Origin of the sequence: Stenotrophomonas sp. NA06056, assembly GCF_013364355.1 — a bacterium.
Lineage (GTDB): Bacteria > Pseudomonadota > Gammaproteobacteria > Xanthomonadales > Xanthomonadaceae > Stenotrophomonas.
The window spans coordinates 3797920-3817113 of record NZ_CP054931.1 but is presented as its reverse complement, the minus strand read 5'-3'; the positions used below and the strand labels follow the sequence as shown (position 1 = coordinate 3817113).

Here is a 19194-nt window from a genome sequence, read left to right as displayed (position 1 = left end):
GACCTGGTAGCGCCGGGCCATGCCCGGCGTTTGCGTAAGGGATTCCATCGCCGCTTTCCGGCCCTTCGTCGCACACCGCTTGTTTGCCCGAAGGGCCGCTCTATGCTCGGCTCACCCCTTCCACCAAGGCGCCGCCGTGATCGCCAGCTTCTCCCTCATCATTCGCCACCTGCTGGCCTGGGCCGCAGCGCTGTTCGTTGCCGGCATGGTCTGGAGCGGCATCTTCAGCGGTATGCGCGACGGCCCGGGCTGGGTGTTCGGGCTGCTGGTGATGTTCCTGATGATCTCCGCGCTGGGCAGCGCGGTGACCCACGTGCGCCGGGTCTGGCTGGTGGCCGGCCGCCTGGATGGTGCCACCCTGTCCGGGCGCCAACGCCGGCAGATCGAACTGCCGATGGATGCCGGCCAGGCGTTCGCGGTGGTCGAAGCGGCCGTCGGCGAACTGCCTCGGGTTGAAGAGGTGGAGAGCTCCGCCGGCAGCCTGCAGGTGCGCGCCTATGTGCGCCGCGTGGATCCCTGGAATGGGCGTCAGGCGTCGCGCTGGAACCTGCCTGCGCGGCTGGCGATCAAGCGCAACAGCGTGCTGGCCACGGTGACGCCGGGGCAGGGCACCTGCACGGTCACCCTGCTGTTCGAGCCGGATGCTGGCTGGTGGGCCGATCTGCTGGCACTGGATGAAGGCAGCAATTACGAGAACGCCGAAGCGGTGACCCGAGCGATCAGCCGCCGCGTGGCCGACCAGCGCCGCGACGAGCAGGCCGCTGCCGAGCAGACCCAGGTGGAAAAGGAACTGTCGGTCGCGCGTTTGAACCTGCTGCATGCGCAGGTCGAACCGCACTTCCTGTACAACTCGCTGGCCAACGCACAGGTGCTGACCCGCACCGACCCGGCGCGCGCTGATCAGATGCTGGGTCACCTGATCCAGTACCTGCGCAGTTCGCTGCCGCAGGTGGATGAGTCGGTGTCCACGCTGGGCGTGGAGCTGGACCGCACCCGCGCCTACCTGGAGATTCTGCGCATCCGCATGGGCGCACGTCTGGCGGTGGAAGTGCAGGTGCCCGCCGAGCTGCACGACGTGAAGCTGCCGGCGATGGCGCTGCAGACCCTGGTCGAGAATGCGATCAAGCATGGCCTGGAGCCCAAGCCCGGTGGCGGTACGATCTGGATCATCGCGCGTGGTTTCGATGACCACGTCACCGTAACCGTGGCCGACGATGGGCTCGGCTTCGGCCAGGGCACCAGTGGCACCGGCATCGGCCTGAAGAACCTGCGTGAGCGCCTGCGCCTGACCTGCGGCGAGCAGGCCGGTGTGGCGATCGTCGCCAATTTCCCCAGCGGCGTGGCCGCCACCATGACCCTGCCGCAGTCGGCCAAGGAGCCCCGCCATGCCGCTTGAAGCGCTGATCGCCGAAGACGAGGAACTGCTGCGGCACTCGCTGGTCGAGCAACTCGGGCGGCTGTGGCCGGAACTGAAGCTGGTGGCCGAATGCGAGGACGGTGCCAGTGCGTTGGAACAGCTGGCCGAGAAGCAGCCGGACATCGCCTTCCTCGACATCCGCATGCCCGGCATCAGCGGCATTGAAGTGGCGCGTGCACTGGCCGAGCTGAGCCCACGCACCCAGGTGGTATTCGTCACCGCCTATGACCAATACGCCATCGATGCCTTCGAGCAGGGCGCGATGGATTACCTGCTCAAGCCAGTCAGCGACGAGCGGCTGCTGGCCACGCGCGACCGCATTCTTTCGCGGCTGCCGTCCACGCGCCAGGACGATGCGGTGCTGGAGCGCCTGCTGCAGCGCCTGGGTGCAGGCCCGGTCGCCAACGATCGGCCACCGCTGGCCTGGATCACCGCCAGCAACGGTCGCGATACGCAGCTGATCATGCTCGACGATGTGATCTATTTCCGCGCTGACAACAAGTACACCACGGTGGTCACTGCGGCCGGCGAAAGCCTGTTGCGCACACCGCTGCGCGAGCTGCTGGAAGTACTCGATCCGCAGCACTTCCGCCAGGTGCACCGCTCCACCATCGTCAACATGAAGGCCGTGGCAGCGGTCAGCCGTGACGACACCGGCCGCGGTGTGCTGCGCCTGCGTCAGCGTGCAGAAACACTGGTGGTCAGCCAACCGTTCATGAGCCTGTTCCGCGGCATGTAGCCGCGGCCTTCGCCATCCATCGAGGAACGAACATGCGCCGTATCCTGCTTGTCGCTGCCGTCGTGCTGGCCATCGCCGGCTGCGAAAAATCCAGCAACACCTCGATCACCCGCACCAATGCCAATGGCGTGGACACGCTGTACAGCAAGAGCACGGTGGTCGATGGCGTGGCGCGCTTCGAATGCATTGCCAGCAGCAGTGGGCAATGCCATTACCTGGTGCTGGCACCGGGCTGCAGCACCGACGCTGCCTGTGCCACGCCACCGCTGCGCCATTTCGCGGTGGCTGTAGGCAAGACCGAGCAGGTGAGCGGCCTGCCCAAGGAGTTCCGCCAGTGCGTCAGCGACGTGCAGAAAGAACAATGCCACCGTGACTGAGCACGGTGGCATTGTGGCTCCCCCCGGATTGCGTTCGGCTCAGTAAGCCGGCTGCAGCGTCATGTCGTGATGGTGTTCGGTTTCACCGACATGATTCAGGCGACCCACCAGTTCGGAGTGCTGCTTCATGCGCCCGATCTCGGTCATGATGCGGATGTCCTCGTGGCGCAGTTCGCGCTTGGCGGTGACGGCCTGCTTGTAGTCCAGCACTTCCGGATAGTGCTCGGCCAGGTCCAGCGCTTCAGCCACGTGCTCGACGCTGTCGGCCTTGGAGGTGATGCGGGCGCGGCTGTTGAAGGCCTTCATCCAGCGCTCGAAGCCGGCGGTGCGGTCGAACATGTTGGCCATGAACCAGATCACGAACAGGATCGAGATCCACGAGCCGAACACCACGACCACGCGGGTGAAGGTGATGTGGTAATCGTCGCGCCACAGGTAGTTGGTGATCAGGCCGAGGATCAGCAGCGAGGCCGCCTGCCATCCGACGATCGAAGTAATCAGCCACTGGCACTTGGCCTGGGCCAGCACCGCCACTTCATCGCGGATCTGCTGTTCGCTGAGGGTGCGCCAGTGCGCGACCTGTTTTTCGAACGGGCTGCTGTAGAGCTCGTTGTCGCGAAGCAGTAATCCCAAACCCTTGAACAAAGCAATCATGGCTGGCTCCTTGGTGGAACGTGCGGCGATCTGCAGTGGACGGTGTGGCGGGTTCAGTTCTAGCACTTCCAGCGAGCGGTGCAATGGCCTCAAGGCCACGCGGGATAAGGGTTCTGTCTGAACAGGTGAATATTGGTGCGACGCAACATTGCTCGCGTGGCCTGCGACAAGATGTCGCAGGGTGAAACGTGCTGCGCGCGCACATGAAACCGACGCTGAGCGGCCGGGCTCGCCGTGCCTGTCGTGATCGACCAGAATCGGGGTGGACCGCGCAGGACGCGGTCCGTCCCTTTGCCGATCTGGACCCGTGATGCCGCCGTTGCTGCACCGTCTTTCCCGCCCCGTCACCGCCCCGATCCGGCGCTGGGTACTGGATGCGTTTCCGCGTGGCCAGAGCGGTATCGACTACGACCACCCGCTGGGCGATCCCGGTTGGTTCGGGCCGCACAGCGTGACCTGGCGGATGCACGCCGAACTGCCCTCGATGCTGGCCGGCGGCCTGTGTGCGCTGATGCTGCAGACCCTGCACCCGCGGGCACTGGCCGGTGTCTACGATCATTCCAATTTCCGCCAGGACCTGGTCGGCCGCCTGCGCCGCACTACTGCCTTCGTGGCGGGCACCAGCTACGCACCGGCAGGTGAGGTGGAAGCGCTGGTGGCCAAGGTGCGGCGCATCCACGCGCAGATCCGTGGCCAGACCGCGCAGGGCGAGCCGTATGCCGCGGATGATCCGCAGCTGCTGACGTGGGTGCATGTGACCGAGGCCTACGGCTTCCTGCAGGGCTATCGCCGCTACGGACGCGAAGTGCCGGCTGAGGTTGCCGACCGCTATTACGACGAGTACCGCTGCGTGGCCGAAGCGCTGGGTGCGGTGGACGTGCCGCGCAGTACGGCGGAAGTGGATGCGTACTTCTGCGCGCGGCAGCCTGAGCTGGTGGTGGACGAACGCTCCCGCGAAGTGCTGCAGGTGCTGTCCGGCGTGCGCCTGCCGGTGCCGGTGCCCGGTCTGTCACGCGAGATCTTCCTGGGGTCGGGTGCCGCGCTGCTGCCGGACTGGGCCGAGGGCATGCTCGAGCGCAGCGCGCGCCAGCGTGCGCAGGCCGCAGCATCATCGAAGCTGATGCAGGGGATGGCGCCGCTGTTCCGTCGCGCGCTGCCCGATGGCTTGGCGACACGCGCCTGCGCACGGGTGGGTGTGCCGGTGGAGGTGTTGCGGCAGTGGCCGGCATTGCCCCGGTAGACGCCGGCCTGGGGCGGCGCGCTTTCGCGCTGCGCCCATCCACGCATGGCGTGGATCTACTGTGTCCGGGCCTGCGGTAGATCCACGCCATGCGTGGATGCCTGAAAAGCGCCAACCAAGGTTGGCATCCACCAGAGCGGGGTGGGTGGATTCCAGCCATGCGTGGATGGCACCAGTAGATCCACGCCATGCGTGGATGGCACTCACCAAACAAAACGGGCGCCTTTCGGCGCCCGTTCGCGTTACATCACCACACCTTGACCCGCTTGTCCGGGGCCAGGTACAGCTTCTGGCCTTCCTTCACTTCGAATGCCGGGTACCAGGCGTCGATGTTGCGCACCGTCAACGCGCGGAACTGGCCCGGCGCGTGCACATCGGTCAGCAGCGAGTTGCGCAGCGCCTGCTCGCGGCTCTTGCTGCGCCAGGCCTGGGCGAAGCCGAGGAAGAAGCGCTGGTCCGGGGTGAAGCCTTCCAGGGTCTGGCCCGGCTTGCCCTGCAGCGACAGCTGGTAGGCGTCGTAAGCGGTGCCCAGGCCGGCGACGTCGGCGATGTTCTCGCCCAGGGTCAGCTTGCCGTTCACATGCACGCCCGGGAACGGCTCGTAGCTGCTGAACTGCGCGGCAAGTGCATCGCCCGCCGCGTTGAACTGCTTGAGGTCTTCGGCGGTCCACCAGTTGTGCAGCTTGCCGGTGTCGTCGAACAGCGCGCCTGCGTTGTCGAAGCCGTGGCTGATCTCGTGGCCGATCACCGCGCCGATCGCACCGTAGTTCACCGCGTCGTCGGCGGCGCCGTCGAAGAACGGCGGCTGCAGGATCGCTGCCGGGAACACCAGGCGGTTTTCCAGCGGCACGTTCATCGCATTGATGGTCTGCGGCAGCATCGCCCACTCGCTGTGGTCGACCGGCTTGCCCAGCTTGGCGATGTTGCGCTGGTACTCGAACAGCTCGGCGCGCTGCGCATTGCCGAGCGGATCATCGCGACGGATGTCCAGGCCGGTGTAGTCGCGCCACGTGTCCGGATACCCCATGCCCACGGTCAGGCCGGCCACCTTGGCCTTGGCACTGGCCTTGGTCTGCGGCGACATCCAGGCCAGTGCATCGATGCGCTTGGCGAAGGCAGCGATGATGTTCTTCGCCATCGCGTCGGCACGTTCCTTGGTCTTCGCATCGAAGTGCTTTTCGACGTAGCGCTTGCCGATGGCCTCGCCGACGGCATGGTTGGCGTCATCCACGGCACGCTTCCAGCGGTCGCTCTGCTGCGGCGTACCGCTCAGCGCGGTGCCGTGGAAGGCGAAGCGCGCATCGGCGAACTTCTTCGGCAGATAGGCGGCGGCACGGTCCAGCGCGTGGAAGGTCATGTAGTCCTTCCAGGCATCCAGCGGCTCGGTGGCCACCAGCTTGGACAGGCCGGCCACGGCCTTGGGCTGCCACACGATGAAGTCCTGCTGCTTGCCGAGCGCGGCAGCGTCCAGGAACGCGGCCCAGTCCATGCCCGGGGCCTTGGCGTTGAAGTCGGCCTGGGTCCAGGGGTTGGCGCCCTTGGTCACGTCATTGGTTTCTTCCTGGGTGGCATGCGCCTGGGCGATCTTGGTTTCCAGGGCGAGGATGCGCTGCGCCTTGCCGGCCGGGTCGGCCACGCCGGCCAACTGCAACACCTGTGCGATGTAGGCCTGGTACTGCTTGCGCAGTTCGGCCATGCGGCCGCCGCCCAGGTAGAAGTCGCGGTCCGGCATGCCCAGGCCGCCCTGCACCAGGTACGGCGCGGTGCGGTCCGGCTGCAGCAGGTCCACCGAGACCCACAGGCCGAACAGGCGGTCGGTGTAGAAGTTGGTGGCGTTGAGCAGGTCGACATCGGCGCGCACGTCGCCGCCGAGGGCGCGGGCCAGGCCGGCCTTGTCGGCGATCGCATCGATGGTCTTCAGCTGCGGCTGCAGCGGCGCCAGGCCGCGCTGCTCGATGCCAGCCTCGTCCATGTAGGCGGCATAGTAGTCGCCGATCAGCTTGTCTTCGCCGCTGGCCTGGGCGTTGCCGGCGGCGCCTTCCAGGATCGCACGGGTGTCGGCCTGCGTCTTCTCGGCAATCACGTTGAAGCTGCCGAAGCGCGAGCGGTCTGCCGGAATCTCGGTGTTCTTCACCCAGCTGCCGTTGGCGAAGCCGAAGAAATCATCACCGGCGGCGATGCTGCGGTCCATGCCACTGGCGTCGAAGCCGAAACTGCCCAGCATCGGCTTGGCAGCAGCGGGTGTCGCCTCGGTCGGTGCGGCGGTGCCGGCGGCGTGATCGGCCGGGCGGTCGCAGGCGGCCAGGGACAGGCTGGCAACGATGGCCAGTGCCAGGGTGGGGCGGCGCAGCTTGGACATGGACTTCTCTTGCGGCGGAAAACGCCAAGTCTAATCCGCTGCGGGCCGGCTGGACGCGCTCGAAAGGTTCAGCACTGTGCGTGATCTGGCTGAACACGCAGCGATGACCTTCACGCGGTCATCGGCGTGGTGCATGCTGCGGGCTGGATGTCTGCAGCACCCGGGGGAGGGCGCATGCAGGACGGGTCGAGGCGTCAAGAATGGCGTCCGCCGGCCGTTGAGGTCGGGGACGTGGAGGAATCGTTCGCGCATGAAGCCAGCCGACTGCACAGGGAAGACCGACCGATGCCGGCGCTGAGACACGCGCTGGCCCGGCCGTTGCGTGCCATTACCTGGGGCGGTGTGGTGCTGGGCGTGCTGCTGGCAGTGGGCTTGGCCGCCATGCTGGCCAACGATTACCAGCGCCGGCTGGAAGCCGCACAGCGGCAGAGCCGGGCGTTGGCGGTAGGTAGCGAACGGCTGCTGGCACTGGAGCTGCGCAATCTGGAGCGGGCGATGGGCGGTATCGCCGCCGATGCGGCCGAATTGTTCCGCACCGTACCTGCGCAGGCGCCCGCGCTGCTGGACGCCGCCATTGCCGGCGTGCTGGGCCGGCATGCCGAGCTGCACAGCATCGTCGTGCTCGATACCTACGGCCGTGCCCTGACGGCGGGCAAGGGCGACCTGCAATTGCCGCTGTGGACCGATCCGCAGCGGCGAGGTCAGGGAAGTGCGCTGTACATCGGGCCGCCGCAGCGTGCCAGCGACGGGGATTGGGTGGTGCCGCTGGCGCTGCCAATGGCTGGCAATCGCTGGCTGCTGGCGCGGCTGCGCTGCGGCGAACTGCAGCGGATCGTGGGCGGTCTGGATGTGGGGCCGAACGGTCTGGCCTCGATCAGTGACGCCGATGGCTACATGCTGGCCCGTGTTCCCGATCCGCAAGGCACCGTCGGCCGTCGCTACACGCTGCCCGCACGCAAGCTGCTGGGCCGGCAGGCCGTGGTTGAACTGGGCAGCATTCCCGGCGCGGTGGACCACATACCGCGCATCTCCACCATCAGTACCCTCGAAAACAGCCCGTTGGCCGTGCAGGTTGGCTTGGCCGACGAGGACGTGCTGAAGCCGTGGTGGCCGTATCTCCAGGCGGCGATCGCCATCATGCTGGCCTACGCCGCCCTGCTGCTGGTGCTGCTGTATGCCGTGCGCCGCAGCACACACCGGCAGCAGTCGATGGCCGAAGAACTGCGGACGGGCCACGCCGAGCTGCGCCTGGCCCATCATGTGGGCCGTGTCTGCACCTGGTATGTCGACGAAGACGCGGCGCTGCTGCGCTGGTCACCGTTGGCGCGCGAGATCTTCGGTGTGCAGACCGATGCACTCCCCGTAGCCGATTTCTTCGCCCGCGTGCACCACGATGACAGCGCACGCATGCAGCAGGCGTTCGACCAGGCCTTTGCCGGCAATGCCGTACTCGATGAAGAATTCCGGCTTGTGTTGCCGGGCGGGGCAGTGCGCTGGGTTGCCGCGCGTGGCCAACGGGTAGCGGTGGCGGATCGGCAGCGGCGCATGATCGGCGCACTGACCGACCTCAGCGAGCGCTATCAGGCGCGCGAACAGATGCGCCAGGTTGAACGCCGCTTCCGTCTGCTGTTTGATCGCAATCCTGCGCCGTTCTGGGTATTCGATCCGGACACATTGCGCTTCATCGAGGTCAACGAGGCGGCCGTGCAGCAGTATGGTTACAGCCGCGATGAATTCCTGGCCATGAGCATCCTCGACATCCGCCCACGCGAGGGCTGGGACGAGGTCAAGGGCGCGATCGCGCAGGTGCGCAGTGGGGAGCTTCAGGATGCTGCGGTGCGCCTGCACCAGCGCAAGGATGGCACGGTGTTCGAAGTGCGCGTGCACCTGTCACAGCTGGACTTCGATGGCCAGCCCGCGTGCCTGGTGCTGGCCGAGGATGTCAGCGAGCGGCTGGCCTACGAACGCGACCTGGCCTATCACGCACGCCACAACCCGGCCACGGGCCTGCTCAACGTGCGCGCACTGAGCGAACAGCTGGACGAGCAGTCCGGTGCCTACACCATCGCCTATGTGCAGCTGCGCGGCCTGCAGCTGGTGGCCGATACGCTGGGCCGCGAGATCGGCGACGCGGTACTGCAGTCGATGGCCTCGCGCCTGGGTGGGCTCGGCGCGCGCTTCGGCCTGCTGGCGTTCCAGCCCGCGGAGGACTTCGTGCTGGCCATTGCGCCGGAACACAACACCCAGCGCGTGCTGGACGATCTGCTGCAGATCGTATCGGCACCGATGCGCGGCCAGGATTCGCTGCACCAGTTCGAACCCCGCATTGGTGTGGCGGTACGTGACGCCGACGCAGGCCACACGGCGGAACAGGCGATCGGCATGGCCGCGCAGGCAGCGCACGCGGCGCGCGCCGAAGGCAACGTCGTGGCCTGGTTCGATGCGGCGGTGACGACCCGCCTGGCCGACCGCCTGCGCCTGGCCGGTCGCATCCACGCGGCCATCGACAACGAGTTCCAGCTGTACTTCCAGCCGATCCGGCATGCCAGCGATGGCAGCCCGGCGTCACTGGAGGCGCTGCTGCGCTGGCCGCAGGCCGACGGCAGTTTCATCCCGCCCAGCGAGTTCATCCAGTTGTGCGAGGACACCGGCCTGATCCTGGCGCTGGGCCGCTGGGTGATCCGCGCGGCGGCGCAGGCGCAGCGGCGTCTTGTCGAAGCGGGGTGGGGCGAACTGTCGATCGCGGTCAACGTGTCGGCGGTGCAGTTCTTCAACAGCGATCTGGTGGCCGAGTTCGCCCGCGCGCAGCAGGATTTCGGCCTGGCCCGCGGCGCACTGCACGTGGAGCTGACCGAGAGCAGCCTGATGCGCAAGCCGGCACAGGCGATGCAGACCATGCAGCGCCTGCACGAGCAGGGCATCAGCGTGTCGCTGGACGATTTCGGTACCGGCTACTCGAGCATGTCCTACCTGCAGCACCTGCCGCTGGACATCCTCAAGATCGATCGCAGCTTCGTCGCCGACGTGGAAACCAATCCGCGCAACGCGTCTATCTGCCGGGCGCTGCTGTCGCTGGGCCACAGCATGGGGCTGACGATCATCGCCGAGGGCGTGGAGACGCCCGGGCAGCTGGACTGGCTGGCCGCGCATGGCTGCGACCAGGTGCAGGGTTACCTGCTGGGGCGACCGGCACCGCTGGAGAAGATCATCGCGCAGCTGGATGAGGTTGTTGCATGACCGGTAGTGCCGGCCCGCGGCCGGCACTACCGGAAATCGGGCAGATCCCTCACACCCCGGTTTCCACCAGGTAGTCGATGAAACTGCGTACCTTCGGCGCGAGGTGGCTGCGGCTGGTGTAGACGGCGAAGATGCCGATGGGTGCGGCTTCCCATCCGGGCAGGATGCGCACCAGGCGGCCATCGGCGAGCGCTTCCTCCAGCAGGAAGTCCGGCTGCAGGATCACGCCCATGCCGGCGATGGCAGCTTCGCGCAGGACATCGCCGTTGTTGGCGCGTAGCAGGGTGGTGACCGCGACCTTCACTTCGCCGCCGGGTCCCTGCAGTGGCCAGTGGTCGCCCGCTGCCCAGTAGCTGTAGCCGAGGCAGGCATGCATCTGCAGGTCCTGCGGGGTCTGTGGTGTTCCATGCGCGGCCAGGTAGGCCGGTGCGGCACACAGGCTGATCCGCGATTGGCCGAGGCGCCGCGCGATCAGGGTCGGGCCCGGCTCGCGGGTGATGCGGATGGCCACGTCATAGCCTTCCTCGACCATGTCCACCAGGCGATCAGACAGTGCCAGGTCAAGTTCGACCTGCGGGAAGCGCTCGCGGTAGCCGGCCAGCAAAGGGCCGAGGCAGGCGATGCCCCAGCTGACCGGTGCATTGATGCGCAGCATGCCGGACGGCTCCAGCGCCTGTGCGCCGATGCTGGCTTCCAATGCATCGAACTCGGCCAACAGGCGCACGCATTGCGCGTAGTAGGCGGCGCCGGCACTGGTCGGGCTGACCCGGCGGGTGGTGCGGTGAAGCAGACGGGTGGACAGCCGTTTTTCCAGCGCGGCGACCTGGCGGGTGACCCCGGCCGTGGACATGTCCAGCGCCTGTGCGGCGGCGCTGAAGCCGTTGCGTTCGACCACCGTGACGAACACGCGCATGGCATCCAGAGTGTCCATTGTTGCGCCTTTTGAAATAAATACGGTCGATTCATCGTATTTATCGGCGATAGAGAGCGCAATAACCTGTGCATCGTCCCCACCGAGGTGCCCCATGAACGCTACCCATGCTCCCCTGTCCCCCCTCGCCCCGTATGCCGCGACCCTGCTGCGGCTGGCCCTGGGCGTGTTGTTCCTGGTCCACGCGCTGACCAAGCTGCTGGTGTTCACCCCGGCCGGTACCGCGGCCTTCTTCGAGTCGCTGGGCCTGCCCGGCGTCCTGGGCTACCTCACCATCGCCGTTGAACTGGCGATTTCCGCAGCGCTGCTGCTCGGCATCTACGCGCGCTGGATCGGCCTGCTTGGCGTGCCACTGCTGCTGGGCACCATCGTGACGGTGCACGGCGCCAACGGTTTCAGCTTCGCCAACGCGGGCGGTGGCTGGGAATACCCGGCGTTCTGGGCGCTGGCCCTGATCGTGCTGTTCCTGCTGGGCGATGGTCGCTGGACCCTGCGTTCGCGCTGATCGTCAGCCGGCCCGCTGCCTGTTCCTGTCATTGGAGAAGATCATGTCCCGCCTGCCTTCGCTGTACATCTCCCACGGCTCGCCGATGACGGCCCTGCACCCGGGTCAGGTCGGCGTTCGCCTGGCCGAGCTGGCCCACGACCTACCGACGCCGCGTGCGATCGTCATCGCCTCGGCGCATTGGCTGGCCCGACAGCCGCTGGTCGGCAGCCATCCGCAGCCGTCGACCATTCACGATTTCGGTGGTTTCCCACGCGAACTGTTCGAGCTGCAGTACCCGGCCCCCGGTGATGCTGCGCTGGCCGAGGACGTGGCGGGCCGCATCGCCGCCGCCGGCCTGCCGGTGGCAATCGACCCGCAGCGTGGCCTCGACCATGGCGCGTGGGTGCCGCTGCGCCTGCTGCACCCGCAGGCCGACATCCCGGTGGTGCCGGTGTCGATCCAGCCGATGCTGGGCCCGCAGCATCAGTTCGCGCTGGGTCGTGCACTGGCGCCGCTGCGCGAACAGGGCGTGCTGCTGATCGGCTCAGGCAGCATCACCCACAACCTGCACGACTGGGGCAACTACCAGGACGGCAAGGAAGCGCCCTACGTGCGGCCTTTCATCGACTGGGTGGAGCAGCGGCTGGCCGCCAATGACCGCGATGCCCTGTTCGATTACCGTCGACAGGCGCCGTTTGCGGAGCGTGCGCACCCTACCGATGAGCATCTGCTGCCGCTGTACTTCGCGATGGGTGCAGCGGGCGAGGGCGGCTTTGGTGCCAAGCGCATCGATGCCGGTATCGATGCCGGCTTCCTGGCGATGGATCTGTACCGCTTTGACGGCGCCGACCGCGCCCAGGACGCGGCATGAGCCCGCTGCTGCAACCGGTGCTGGAACGTCCTGCGCAAGGACCGGCGCAGGGCCTGGTGGTGGTGCTGCACGGGGTGGGCAGCAATGAGCAGTCGCTGCTTCCGCTGGCCTCGGCCATCGACCCGCGGCTGCACGTGCTGCTGCCGCGCGGCCCATTGGTCTTCGGGCCACAGGCGTTCGGCTGGTTCACGGTGCGCTTCGACGCGCAGGGGCCAGTGATCGATCCGGCGCAGGCCGAGACCTCGCGCCTGCTGCTGGGGGATTGGCTGGCGGCCCAGCAACAGCGGCTGGGACTGGACGCCCGGCAGACCGCGCTGGCCGGCTTCAGCCAGGGCGGCATCATGGCCGCCAGCGTTGCCCTGACCCAGCCGCAGCGGGTGGCGTCCTTCGCGATCCTGAGCGGACGCATCCTGCCGGAGATCGCGCCGAGCATCCCGGCCGATGTGGGCCACGCCGGGCTGGACGCGCTGGTGGTGCACGGCTACGACGACGACAAGCTGCCCTACACCCTGGCCGAAGCCGCATCGCGGCGGTTGCAGGCGCTGGGCGTGGCTCATCAGCTGCAGGGCTACCCGGTCGGCCATGCGCTGTCGCCGGACATGCAGCGGGACACGCTGGCGTGGCTCGAGCGGCGCTTGCTGTCGCGGCCCTGACGCGCATTCAGATGGCTGGCCGCAGTGGCGGCCTGCTGTGTTAAGTTTTTTCCGTCCCCCGGCGTACTCCGGTTTTTCCGGCCCCACGCGCCGCTCCTGGAAGAAGCATGCACACCATCGAAGTCGTCCTGGCGATGCTGGTGGCCGTTGTCGCCAGCGGTTACCTGGTTCGCGTCCTGCCATTCTCGTTGCCGCTGCCGCTGGTACAGATCGGCCTCGGTGCGGTGATTGCCGGGGTGTTCAACCGCGGCCACGCGCTGGAACCGGAAGTGTTCTTCCTGCTGTTCCTGCCGCCGCTGCTGTTCCTTGATGGCTGGCGCATTCCCAAGCAGGGCCTGTTCCGCGACAAGGGCGCGATCCTCGAACTGGCATTCGGGCTGGTGGTGTTCACCGTGATCGGTGCAGGCCTGCTGATCCACTGGATGATTCCGGTGATGCCGCTTGCGGTGTGCTTCGCGCTGGCCGCGATCGTGTCACCGACCGACCCGGTGGCCGTCGGTGCAATCGCCGCCAAGGCACCGATTCCCAAGCGCCTGATGCACATCCTGGAAGGCGAGTCGCTGCTCAACGATGCGTCCGGCCTGGTCTGCTTCCGCTTCGCGGTGGCGGCGGTGATGACCGGTACCTTCTCGTTGGCGACCGCGTCGCTGACGTTCCTGTGGGTGGCGGTGGCCGGCCTGGCCGTCGGCGTGGCGGTCACCCTGGGCGTGTCTACGTTCCAGCGCTGGCTGTGGCGCCGCTTCGGCGAAGAGCCCGGTGCGGCGATGCTGGTCAACCTGCTGATCCCGTTCGCGGCGTACCTGCTGGCAGAAGAGATCCACGCCTCGGGCATCCTGGCGGCGGTCGCTGCCGGCATCGCGATGAGCTACGTCGAGCTGACCGGCCGCGTGTCCGGCAGCATGCGCGTGCAGCGTGCCGGCGTCTGGAACATGCTGCAGTTCAGCTTCAACGGCATCATGTTCGTGTTGCTGGGCGAGCAGTTGCCGGGCATCGTCGAACGCGCCACCACCACCATGAACGAGAGCGGTCATCAGAGTGCGTGGTGGCTGCTGGTGTACGTGCTGGTGATCAACGCGACGCTGATCGCGCTGCGTCTGCTGTGGGTGTGGCTGTCGCTGCGCTGGAACCTGCTGCGCGCGCGCCGGCGCGGCCTGGAGCACGGCGAGGCACCGAACTGGCGCATCGTGGTGGCCACCTCGGTGGCCGGCGTACGTGGTGCGATCACCCTGGCGGGTGTGTTGACCCTGCCGCTGTTCCTGCCCGATGGCAGCCCGTTCCCGGCACGCGATCTGGTGATCTTCCTGGCTGCCGCAGTGATCCTGTGCTCGCTGGTTGGCGCCAGCGTGGCGCTGCCGCAGCTGTTGAAGGGCCTGCAGCTGCCGGCCGATTCGGGTGAGCGCAAGGAAGAGGATCTGGCCCGCAAGCTGTCCTCGAAGGCGGCGTTGGCGGGCGTGGAGCGCATGCGCCAGCAGCTGGTGCTGAACCAGAACACCGAGAACGTGCAGCTGTACAACGACGCCGCATCGCGGGTGAGCATGCTGTATCAGCGCCACCTGGACCGCGACAACCCCGACGTGGACCCGGAGAAGGTGAACCGGATGGAAGTCGGCTACCGCCAGCTGCGCAACGCCGGCCTCAACGCCGAACGCGAGGAACTGTTCCGGCTGACCCGTCGCGGGGTGGTGTCGGACGAGATCGCGCGGCGGCTGATCCGCAACCTGGACCTGCTGGAATCGCGCAAGCGCGAGTAAGCGTGCGGTGGCGCCGGCCCTTGGGTGGGTGCGGACCTTGGTCCGCACACCTTTCAGCCCTTATTCCGGCTTCTGTTCCAGGAAATACGCCTCGACCTTGCCCTTGACCTTGATGGTCATCGGGTTGCCGCGACGGTCGCGGGCCTTGCCGGCCTGCACGCGGATCCAGCCTTCGCTGACCGAGTATTCCTCGACGTTGTCGCGCTCGACGTCATTGAAGCGCACGCCAACGCCGCGCTCCAGGGCCTGCGCATCGTGGAAGGGGCTGGCCGGGTTGATCGCCAGGTGGTCGGGAGGGGTATCGCTCATCGCTTCATTCACAGTGACGGCCACCACGGCCGGCTTCAGCGGTACAGGATAAACCGTAGAATGCCCACCTGCTCCCGAGGACGTTCCGCCATGCCTGACAACAGCGACTATTTCGACTTCGAGGAAGACGCCCACGATTTCGACGAGGACGACTTCGAGGCGCGGGTCTGGAACCTGCTCGTGCTGATCAATCCGGGCGACGAAGAGCTGGCCCTGCAGCAGTTCAACCGCTGGCGCGAGCATCTGTCCGAGGACGGACAGCCGCTGGAAGCCGACAGCGATTGGCTGCCGGCGCTGTTCACCGCCATCGCCTGGCAGTCCGGCTTCGAGGTCGAGCGTGATGACTTCGATTCGCTGCAGTCGGCGGTAAACGAGCTGTCGGCGCGCTTCAACCTGCAGCTGGACTGGGGTGGCGACCTGGACGATGAGGACTTTGCCGCAGACCTGGACGGCGTGCAGCTGATGAGCACCGCCTTCGACCGCCTGCGTGAGCACAACTACACGCTGTGGAGCGTGGATGCCGGCAACGAGGGCTTCAGTGGCTGGATGGCGCTGACCCGCGATGACGACGCCCTGCTGGCGCTGTGCTCGCTGCTGAACGTGGAAGTGCGGCTGGGCAGCGACCCGTTCTGAGCGTCACCGGTAGCGCCGGGCCATGCCCGGCGGCTTCTCGCCGCGCTGGATGAATCGTGTCCAATGTGTCGCGGCAGGTTCCGCGCGCATTGCGATGCGTTCATGCCAATCGCGCCCTCGTGTTCCTTGGGCGCGGCCTACGGCCGGTACTGCGCCCTGGCATTGGCGATCACCGCTTTCACCTGCGCGCGATCCACGTGCCGGGAAATGGCCACCGCACCCAGTGCGAGCGCCTGCGCGCGCAGTTCGGCGGTGACATCGTAGTGCGCCCCGCTGGCCTTGTTCTGGAAGGCCCGTGGCGGAATGCCGAGCTGCGCCGCCATCGCGTGCAGCTCGGCCAGGGTGTCGGCCATCAGGTGCGCCCAGCGCTGACCGCGCCAGGGATGCACCGCGTCATCGACGTAGACCGACACCGCCGCAGCCGGATCAGGCCTGCGGCTTGCCGTCGGCGTCGGCGGCCGTAGCGGCCTCGGCGTCGGCAGCGCCTTCGGCGCCGGCAGTGTCTGCAGCCGCTTCATCGGCAGCTTCGCCTTCGGCGGCTGCGTCTTCAGCCTGCTCGCTGGCGAACTCGGCCACCAGCTTGTCCAGGTACTCCTCGCCGGTCTGGCCCGCTTCGGCGGCCAGGGTGTCGAGCAGCTTCTGCATCAGCTCCGAATACTCCAGGGTGACCTTGCGGCCTTCAGCTTCCTGCACGTTGGACAGGTGCTTGAGCATGGCCAGCATCGGCACCGGGTTGTCGGCGTTGCCCATGGTCTGGCCGCCGATGGCCAGCAGCCACTCGCGGCCCTGCAGGCCGATGGCAGCCACGGCCTGGCCGTCTTCGTTCACCAGCACGGCATGGTTCTGCACCTGCTGCTGGGCGTTCAGACGGAGGAACGGGCGCTTGGCCTGGTGCTTCTTGCGCTTGTCGCGCTTGGCCTTGGAGGACTGGGACATGGGGTGGGATCACCTGGAATCGGAAAGACCGCCATTGTAAGCGGCATCACCATGGGTGGGTGCGGACCTTGGTCCGCACGCCTTTCCCGGATGTGCGGACCAAGGTCCGCACCCACCTATTACTTTGCTGGCGCCTGCGCGGCCTGCACGTCCGGGTCCACGGTGGTTGCCGACAGGCCCACCTGCGGCCCGGCGCCGGCCAGCGCGGCCTCTTCGGCGGCCTTGGTCATCACCACGATGCTGATGCGGCGGTTGATCGGGTTCTGCGGGTCGGCCTTGTCGAACAGCACCGACGAAGACAGGCCGACCACGCGGGTGATCTTGCTGTCGTCCATGCCGCCATCGATCAGCGCGCGACGCGCGGCATTGGCACGGTCGGCGCTCAGTTCCCAGTTGCCGTAGCCGCGCGCGGCCGAATAGGCGGTGATGTCGGTGTGGCCGGTCAGGCTGATCCGGTTCGGCACGTGGTTCAGGTACTCGGCCAGTTCGTGCAGGATCTGCTGCGTGTATGGCTTCAGGGTGGCGCTGCCGAGGTCGAACATCGGCCGGTTCTGCTTGTCCACGATCTGGATGCGCAGGCCTTCCGGGGTCAGGTCCAGCAGCAGCTGGTCCTTGAACGGTTCCAGCGCCTGGCTGCGGCTGATCGCCTCCTGCAGTTCCTTCATCAGCGCTTCCAGCTGCTGCTTGTCGCGCTGCTGTTCGTCCACTGGTTGCGGAATCGACTTCTGCTGGTTCTGGAAGGGATCGTTGCTGTTGCCACGCGAGACATCGGTGGCACCGCCCAGCTTGATCATCGAGGTGCTGGCACCGCCCGGTCCGGCCATGCCCGGCGCTGGTGTCGCGCTGGAGCCAACCAGCGGGCTGGGGTTGCGGAAGTACTCGGAAATGGCCGCGCGCTCGGGCTTGCTGGTGCTGGCCATCAGCCACAGCACCAGGAAGAAGGCCATCATCGCGGTCACGAAGTCGGCATAGGCCACCTTCCACGAGCCGCCGTGGTGGGCGGCGTGGCCGGCCTTCTTGACCCGGCGGACGATGACGGTGGGCTTGGTCTCGGCCATGGCTTACTTGACCGTCTTCAGGTGCTGCTCGAAGTCGGAGAACGCCGGGCGCACGTTCGACGGCAGCGTCTTGCGGGCGAACTCCAGCGCGATCTTCGGGTTGTAGCCGCGCAGGCAGGCCAGCAGGGCGGTCTTCACCGACTCGTAGATGCGGCTGTCCTGCTCGGCACGGGCTTCCATCGCCGAGGCCATCGGGCCGACGAAGCCATAGCCCAGCAGGATGCCGAGGAAGGTACCGACCAGCGCGCCGGCCACGTGGCCACCCACTTCGACGATGTCACCGCCGATCGAGCCCATGGTGATGACGATGCCCAGCACCGCCGCGACGATGCCGAAACCGGGCAGGCCGTCGGCGACCTTGGTCAGTACCTGCGACGGTGCCATGGCTTCGGCGTGGTGCTTCTCCAGCTCCAGCTCCAGCAGCGGTTCCAGCTCGTGCGGCTCGATGTTGCTGCCGATCATCAGGCGCAGGCAGTCGGTGATGAAGTCGATCAGGTGGTGGTCGGCCTGCACCTTCGGGTAGTTGCCGAACAGTGCGCTTTCGGCCGGGCGCTCGACGTGGTCTTCCAGCGCCATGAAGCCTTCGCGGCGGGCTTTGTTGAGCAGTTCGTACACCAGGCTGAGGACATCGATGTAGTCCTGCTGCTTGTAGCGCGGGCCCTTGAACACGCCGACCATCGCCTGCAGCGTCTGCTTGACCGTCTTGGCCGGGGTGCCGACCAGGAACGCACCCAGTGCGGCACCGCCGATGATGACCAGTTCGTAAGGCTGCCACAGCGCCCCAAGGCGGCCGTGTGCGCCGAGGTAGCCGCCCAGCACGCTGATGATGACGACCAGGAATCCAACGATGATGAGCATGGCGCGACGCAAGGAGGGGGGATATCTCCTTGTCGGCCTGACACCGGTGTTTCTGAAGAGGGAATTCTGTGAAGTCGGTCAGCGGGCCATTTCGGCGGGTCTCAGCCCGCCACGCCGGCTTCCGCGCCGCCACGCTGCAGCGGATCGGGCCACGGCTCGCCGTTGCCGGTGAACGAAAGTGAGACCGAGTTCAGGCAGTGGCGCTCGTAGGTAGGCGGCGGGCCGTCCGGGAAGACGTGGCCCAGGTGGCTGCCGCAGCGGGCACAGGTGATCTCGGTGCGGACCATGCCATGACTGGTGTCGCGGATCTCGCGCACATGCGCCGGATCGAACGGGGCGAAGAAACTGGGCCAGCCGGTGCCCGAATCGAACTTGGTGCTGGAGCGGAACAGCGGCAGCGCGCACAGCCGGCAGCAGTAGACGCCTTCGCGCTTGTTGTCGAGGAACACCCCGCAGAAGGGCGCCTCGGTGCCGTGCTGCAGCAGCACGCGGCGCTCCTCGGCGCTCAGCCCGGCGACCAGGGCTTCGGTCTGCGTGGCGGTGGGGGGCGTCAGATCGAAAGCGCTCATGCCGGCTCTCCGTGGGGTTGTGGCCTGGGATGCCGCAGACGTGGGGGTGTGAACACGCGCTTGCAAGTGTGATGGCCGTTCATGGCTGGCACACAGGGGCAGGCGCAGGGTGAAC

The 19194-nt window shown here is 67.1% G+C and carries 19 protein-coding genes; 10 read left to right on the top strand and 9 right to left on the bottom strand.

Features of this window, described 5'->3' with window-relative positions:
* Positions 1–136: 136 nt before the first annotated feature.
* The 3 genes from HUT07_RS17245 to HUT07_RS17235 are packed head-to-tail and all read left to right on the top strand — an operon-like array spanning position 137 to position 2533.
* Complete coding sequence (locus HUT07_RS17245; RefSeq protein WP_176021936.1) at positions 137–1396, top strand: histidine kinase; 1260 nt, start codon at positions 137–139, stop codon at positions 1394–1396.
* Positions 1386–2156, top strand: a complete 771-nt coding sequence (locus HUT07_RS17240) for a LytTR family DNA-binding domain-containing protein (RefSeq protein WP_100462764.1) — start codon at positions 1386–1388, stop codon at positions 2154–2156. The genes HUT07_RS17245 and HUT07_RS17240 overlap by 11 nt, the downstream gene beginning before the upstream one ends.
* A 32-nt stretch (positions 2157–2188) precedes the next feature.
* Positions 2189–2533, top strand: coding sequence for a hypothetical protein (locus HUT07_RS17235; RefSeq protein ID WP_176021935.1), 345 nt, complete (start codon positions 2189–2191; stop codon positions 2531–2533).
* Between the two features lie 39 nt (positions 2534–2572).
* Here HUT07_RS17235 and HUT07_RS17230 read toward each other — a convergent pair whose 3' ends face one another.
* On the bottom strand, positions 2573–3187 hold the full coding sequence (locus HUT07_RS17230) for a hypothetical protein (protein WP_033832034.1): 615 nt from the start codon (positions 3185–3187) through the stop codon (positions 2573–2575).
* Between the two features lie 310 nt (positions 3188–3497).
* Here HUT07_RS17230 and HUT07_RS17225 point away from each other — a divergent pair, with 310 nt between their 5' ends.
* Positions 3498–4427, top strand: coding sequence for an oxygenase MpaB family protein (locus HUT07_RS17225; RefSeq protein ID WP_176021934.1), 930 nt, complete (start codon positions 3498–3500; stop codon positions 4425–4427).
* A 247-nt stretch (positions 4428–4674) separates the two neighbouring features.
* Here the strand turns inward: HUT07_RS17225 and HUT07_RS17220 are convergent, their stop codons facing one another.
* On the bottom strand, positions 4675–6786 hold the full coding sequence (locus HUT07_RS17220; RefSeq protein ID WP_176021933.1) for a M13 family metallopeptidase: 2112 nt from the start codon (positions 6784–6786) through the stop codon (positions 4675–4677).
* Positions 6787–6960: 174 nt separating this feature from the next.
* Between HUT07_RS17220 and HUT07_RS17215 the strand changes: the two genes are divergently transcribed.
* Positions 6961–10023: an EAL domain-containing protein gene (locus tag HUT07_RS17215; protein WP_176021932.1), complete on the top strand. Its 3063-nt coding sequence runs from the start codon at positions 6961–6963 to the stop codon at positions 10021–10023.
* A gap of 49 nt (positions 10024–10072) precedes the next feature.
* Here the strand turns inward: HUT07_RS17215 and HUT07_RS17210 are convergent, their stop codons facing one another.
* Positions 10073–10954 carry a LysR family transcriptional regulator gene (locus tag HUT07_RS17210; protein WP_176021931.1) on the bottom strand — a complete coding sequence of 294 codons (882 nt, stop codon included), beginning with the start codon at positions 10952–10954 and terminating at the stop codon, positions 10073–10075.
* A gap of 94 nt (positions 10955–11048) precedes the next feature.
* Between HUT07_RS17210 and HUT07_RS17205 the strand changes: the two genes are divergently transcribed.
* From HUT07_RS17205 to HUT07_RS17190, 4 genes are all read left to right on the top strand, one after another.
* Positions 11049–11459, top strand: a complete 411-nt coding sequence (locus HUT07_RS17205; RefSeq protein ID WP_176021930.1) for a DoxX family protein — start codon at positions 11049–11051, stop codon at positions 11457–11459.
* Positions 11460–11502: 43 nt separating this feature from the next.
* Entirely contained in the window at positions 11503–12312 is an 810-nt protein-coding gene (locus HUT07_RS17200) for a class III extradiol ring-cleavage dioxygenase (protein WP_176021929.1), read from the top strand.
* Positions 12309–12965, top strand: a complete 657-nt coding sequence (locus HUT07_RS17195) for an alpha/beta fold hydrolase (RefSeq protein ID WP_176021928.1) — start codon at positions 12309–12311, stop codon at positions 12963–12965. Before HUT07_RS17200 ends, HUT07_RS17195 begins: the two co-directional genes overlap by 4 nt.
* A 107-nt stretch (positions 12966–13072) precedes the next feature.
* On the top strand, positions 13073–14716 hold the full coding sequence (locus tag HUT07_RS17190; RefSeq protein WP_176021927.1) for a Na+/H+ antiporter: 1644 nt from the start codon (positions 13073–13075) through the stop codon (positions 14714–14716).
* 60 nt (positions 14717–14776) lie between these two features.
* On the opposite strand, the gene HUT07_RS17185 is transcribed toward HUT07_RS17190, so the two are convergent.
* Positions 14777–15025: a DUF3297 family protein gene (locus HUT07_RS17185; protein WP_025878401.1), complete on the bottom strand. Its 249-nt coding sequence runs from the start codon at positions 15023–15025 to the stop codon at positions 14777–14779.
* A gap of 90 nt (positions 15026–15115) precedes the next feature.
* Between HUT07_RS17185 and HUT07_RS17180 the strand changes: the two genes are divergently transcribed.
* Entirely contained in the window at positions 15116–15658 is a 543-nt protein-coding gene (locus HUT07_RS17180) for a hypothetical protein (protein WP_089238429.1), read from the top strand.
* A 137-nt stretch (positions 15659–15795) separates the two neighbouring features.
* On the opposite strand, the gene HUT07_RS17175 is transcribed toward HUT07_RS17180, so the two are convergent.
* From HUT07_RS17175 to msrB, 5 genes are all read right to left on the bottom strand, one after another.
* Positions 15796–16071 (bottom strand): DUF4031 domain-containing protein, encoded by a 276-nt coding sequence (locus tag HUT07_RS17175; RefSeq protein ID WP_059065859.1) that lies wholly within the window; start codon positions 16069–16071, stop codon positions 15796–15798.
* A 13-nt stretch (positions 16072–16084) separates the two neighbouring features.
* A complete protein-coding gene (locus tag HUT07_RS17170; RefSeq protein ID WP_176021926.1) occupies positions 16085–16594 on the bottom strand; it encodes a hypothetical protein in 510 nt (169 codons plus the stop codon).
* A gap of 119 nt (positions 16595–16713) precedes the next feature.
* A complete protein-coding gene (gene motB / locus HUT07_RS17165) occupies positions 16714–17652 on the bottom strand; it encodes a flagellar motor protein MotB (protein ID WP_176021925.1) in 939 nt (312 codons plus the stop codon).
* A gap of 3 nt (positions 17653–17655) precedes the next feature.
* Positions 17656–18510, bottom strand: a complete 855-nt coding sequence (gene motA, locus HUT07_RS17160; RefSeq protein WP_012509934.1) for a flagellar motor stator protein MotA — start codon at positions 18508–18510, stop codon at positions 17656–17658.
* 101 nt (positions 18511–18611) lie between these two features.
* Positions 18612–19079: a peptide-methionine (R)-S-oxide reductase MsrB gene (msrB, locus tag HUT07_RS17155; RefSeq protein ID WP_176021924.1), complete on the bottom strand. Its 468-nt coding sequence runs from the start codon at positions 19077–19079 to the stop codon at positions 18612–18614.
* Between the last annotated feature and the right edge of the window lie 115 nt (positions 19080–19194).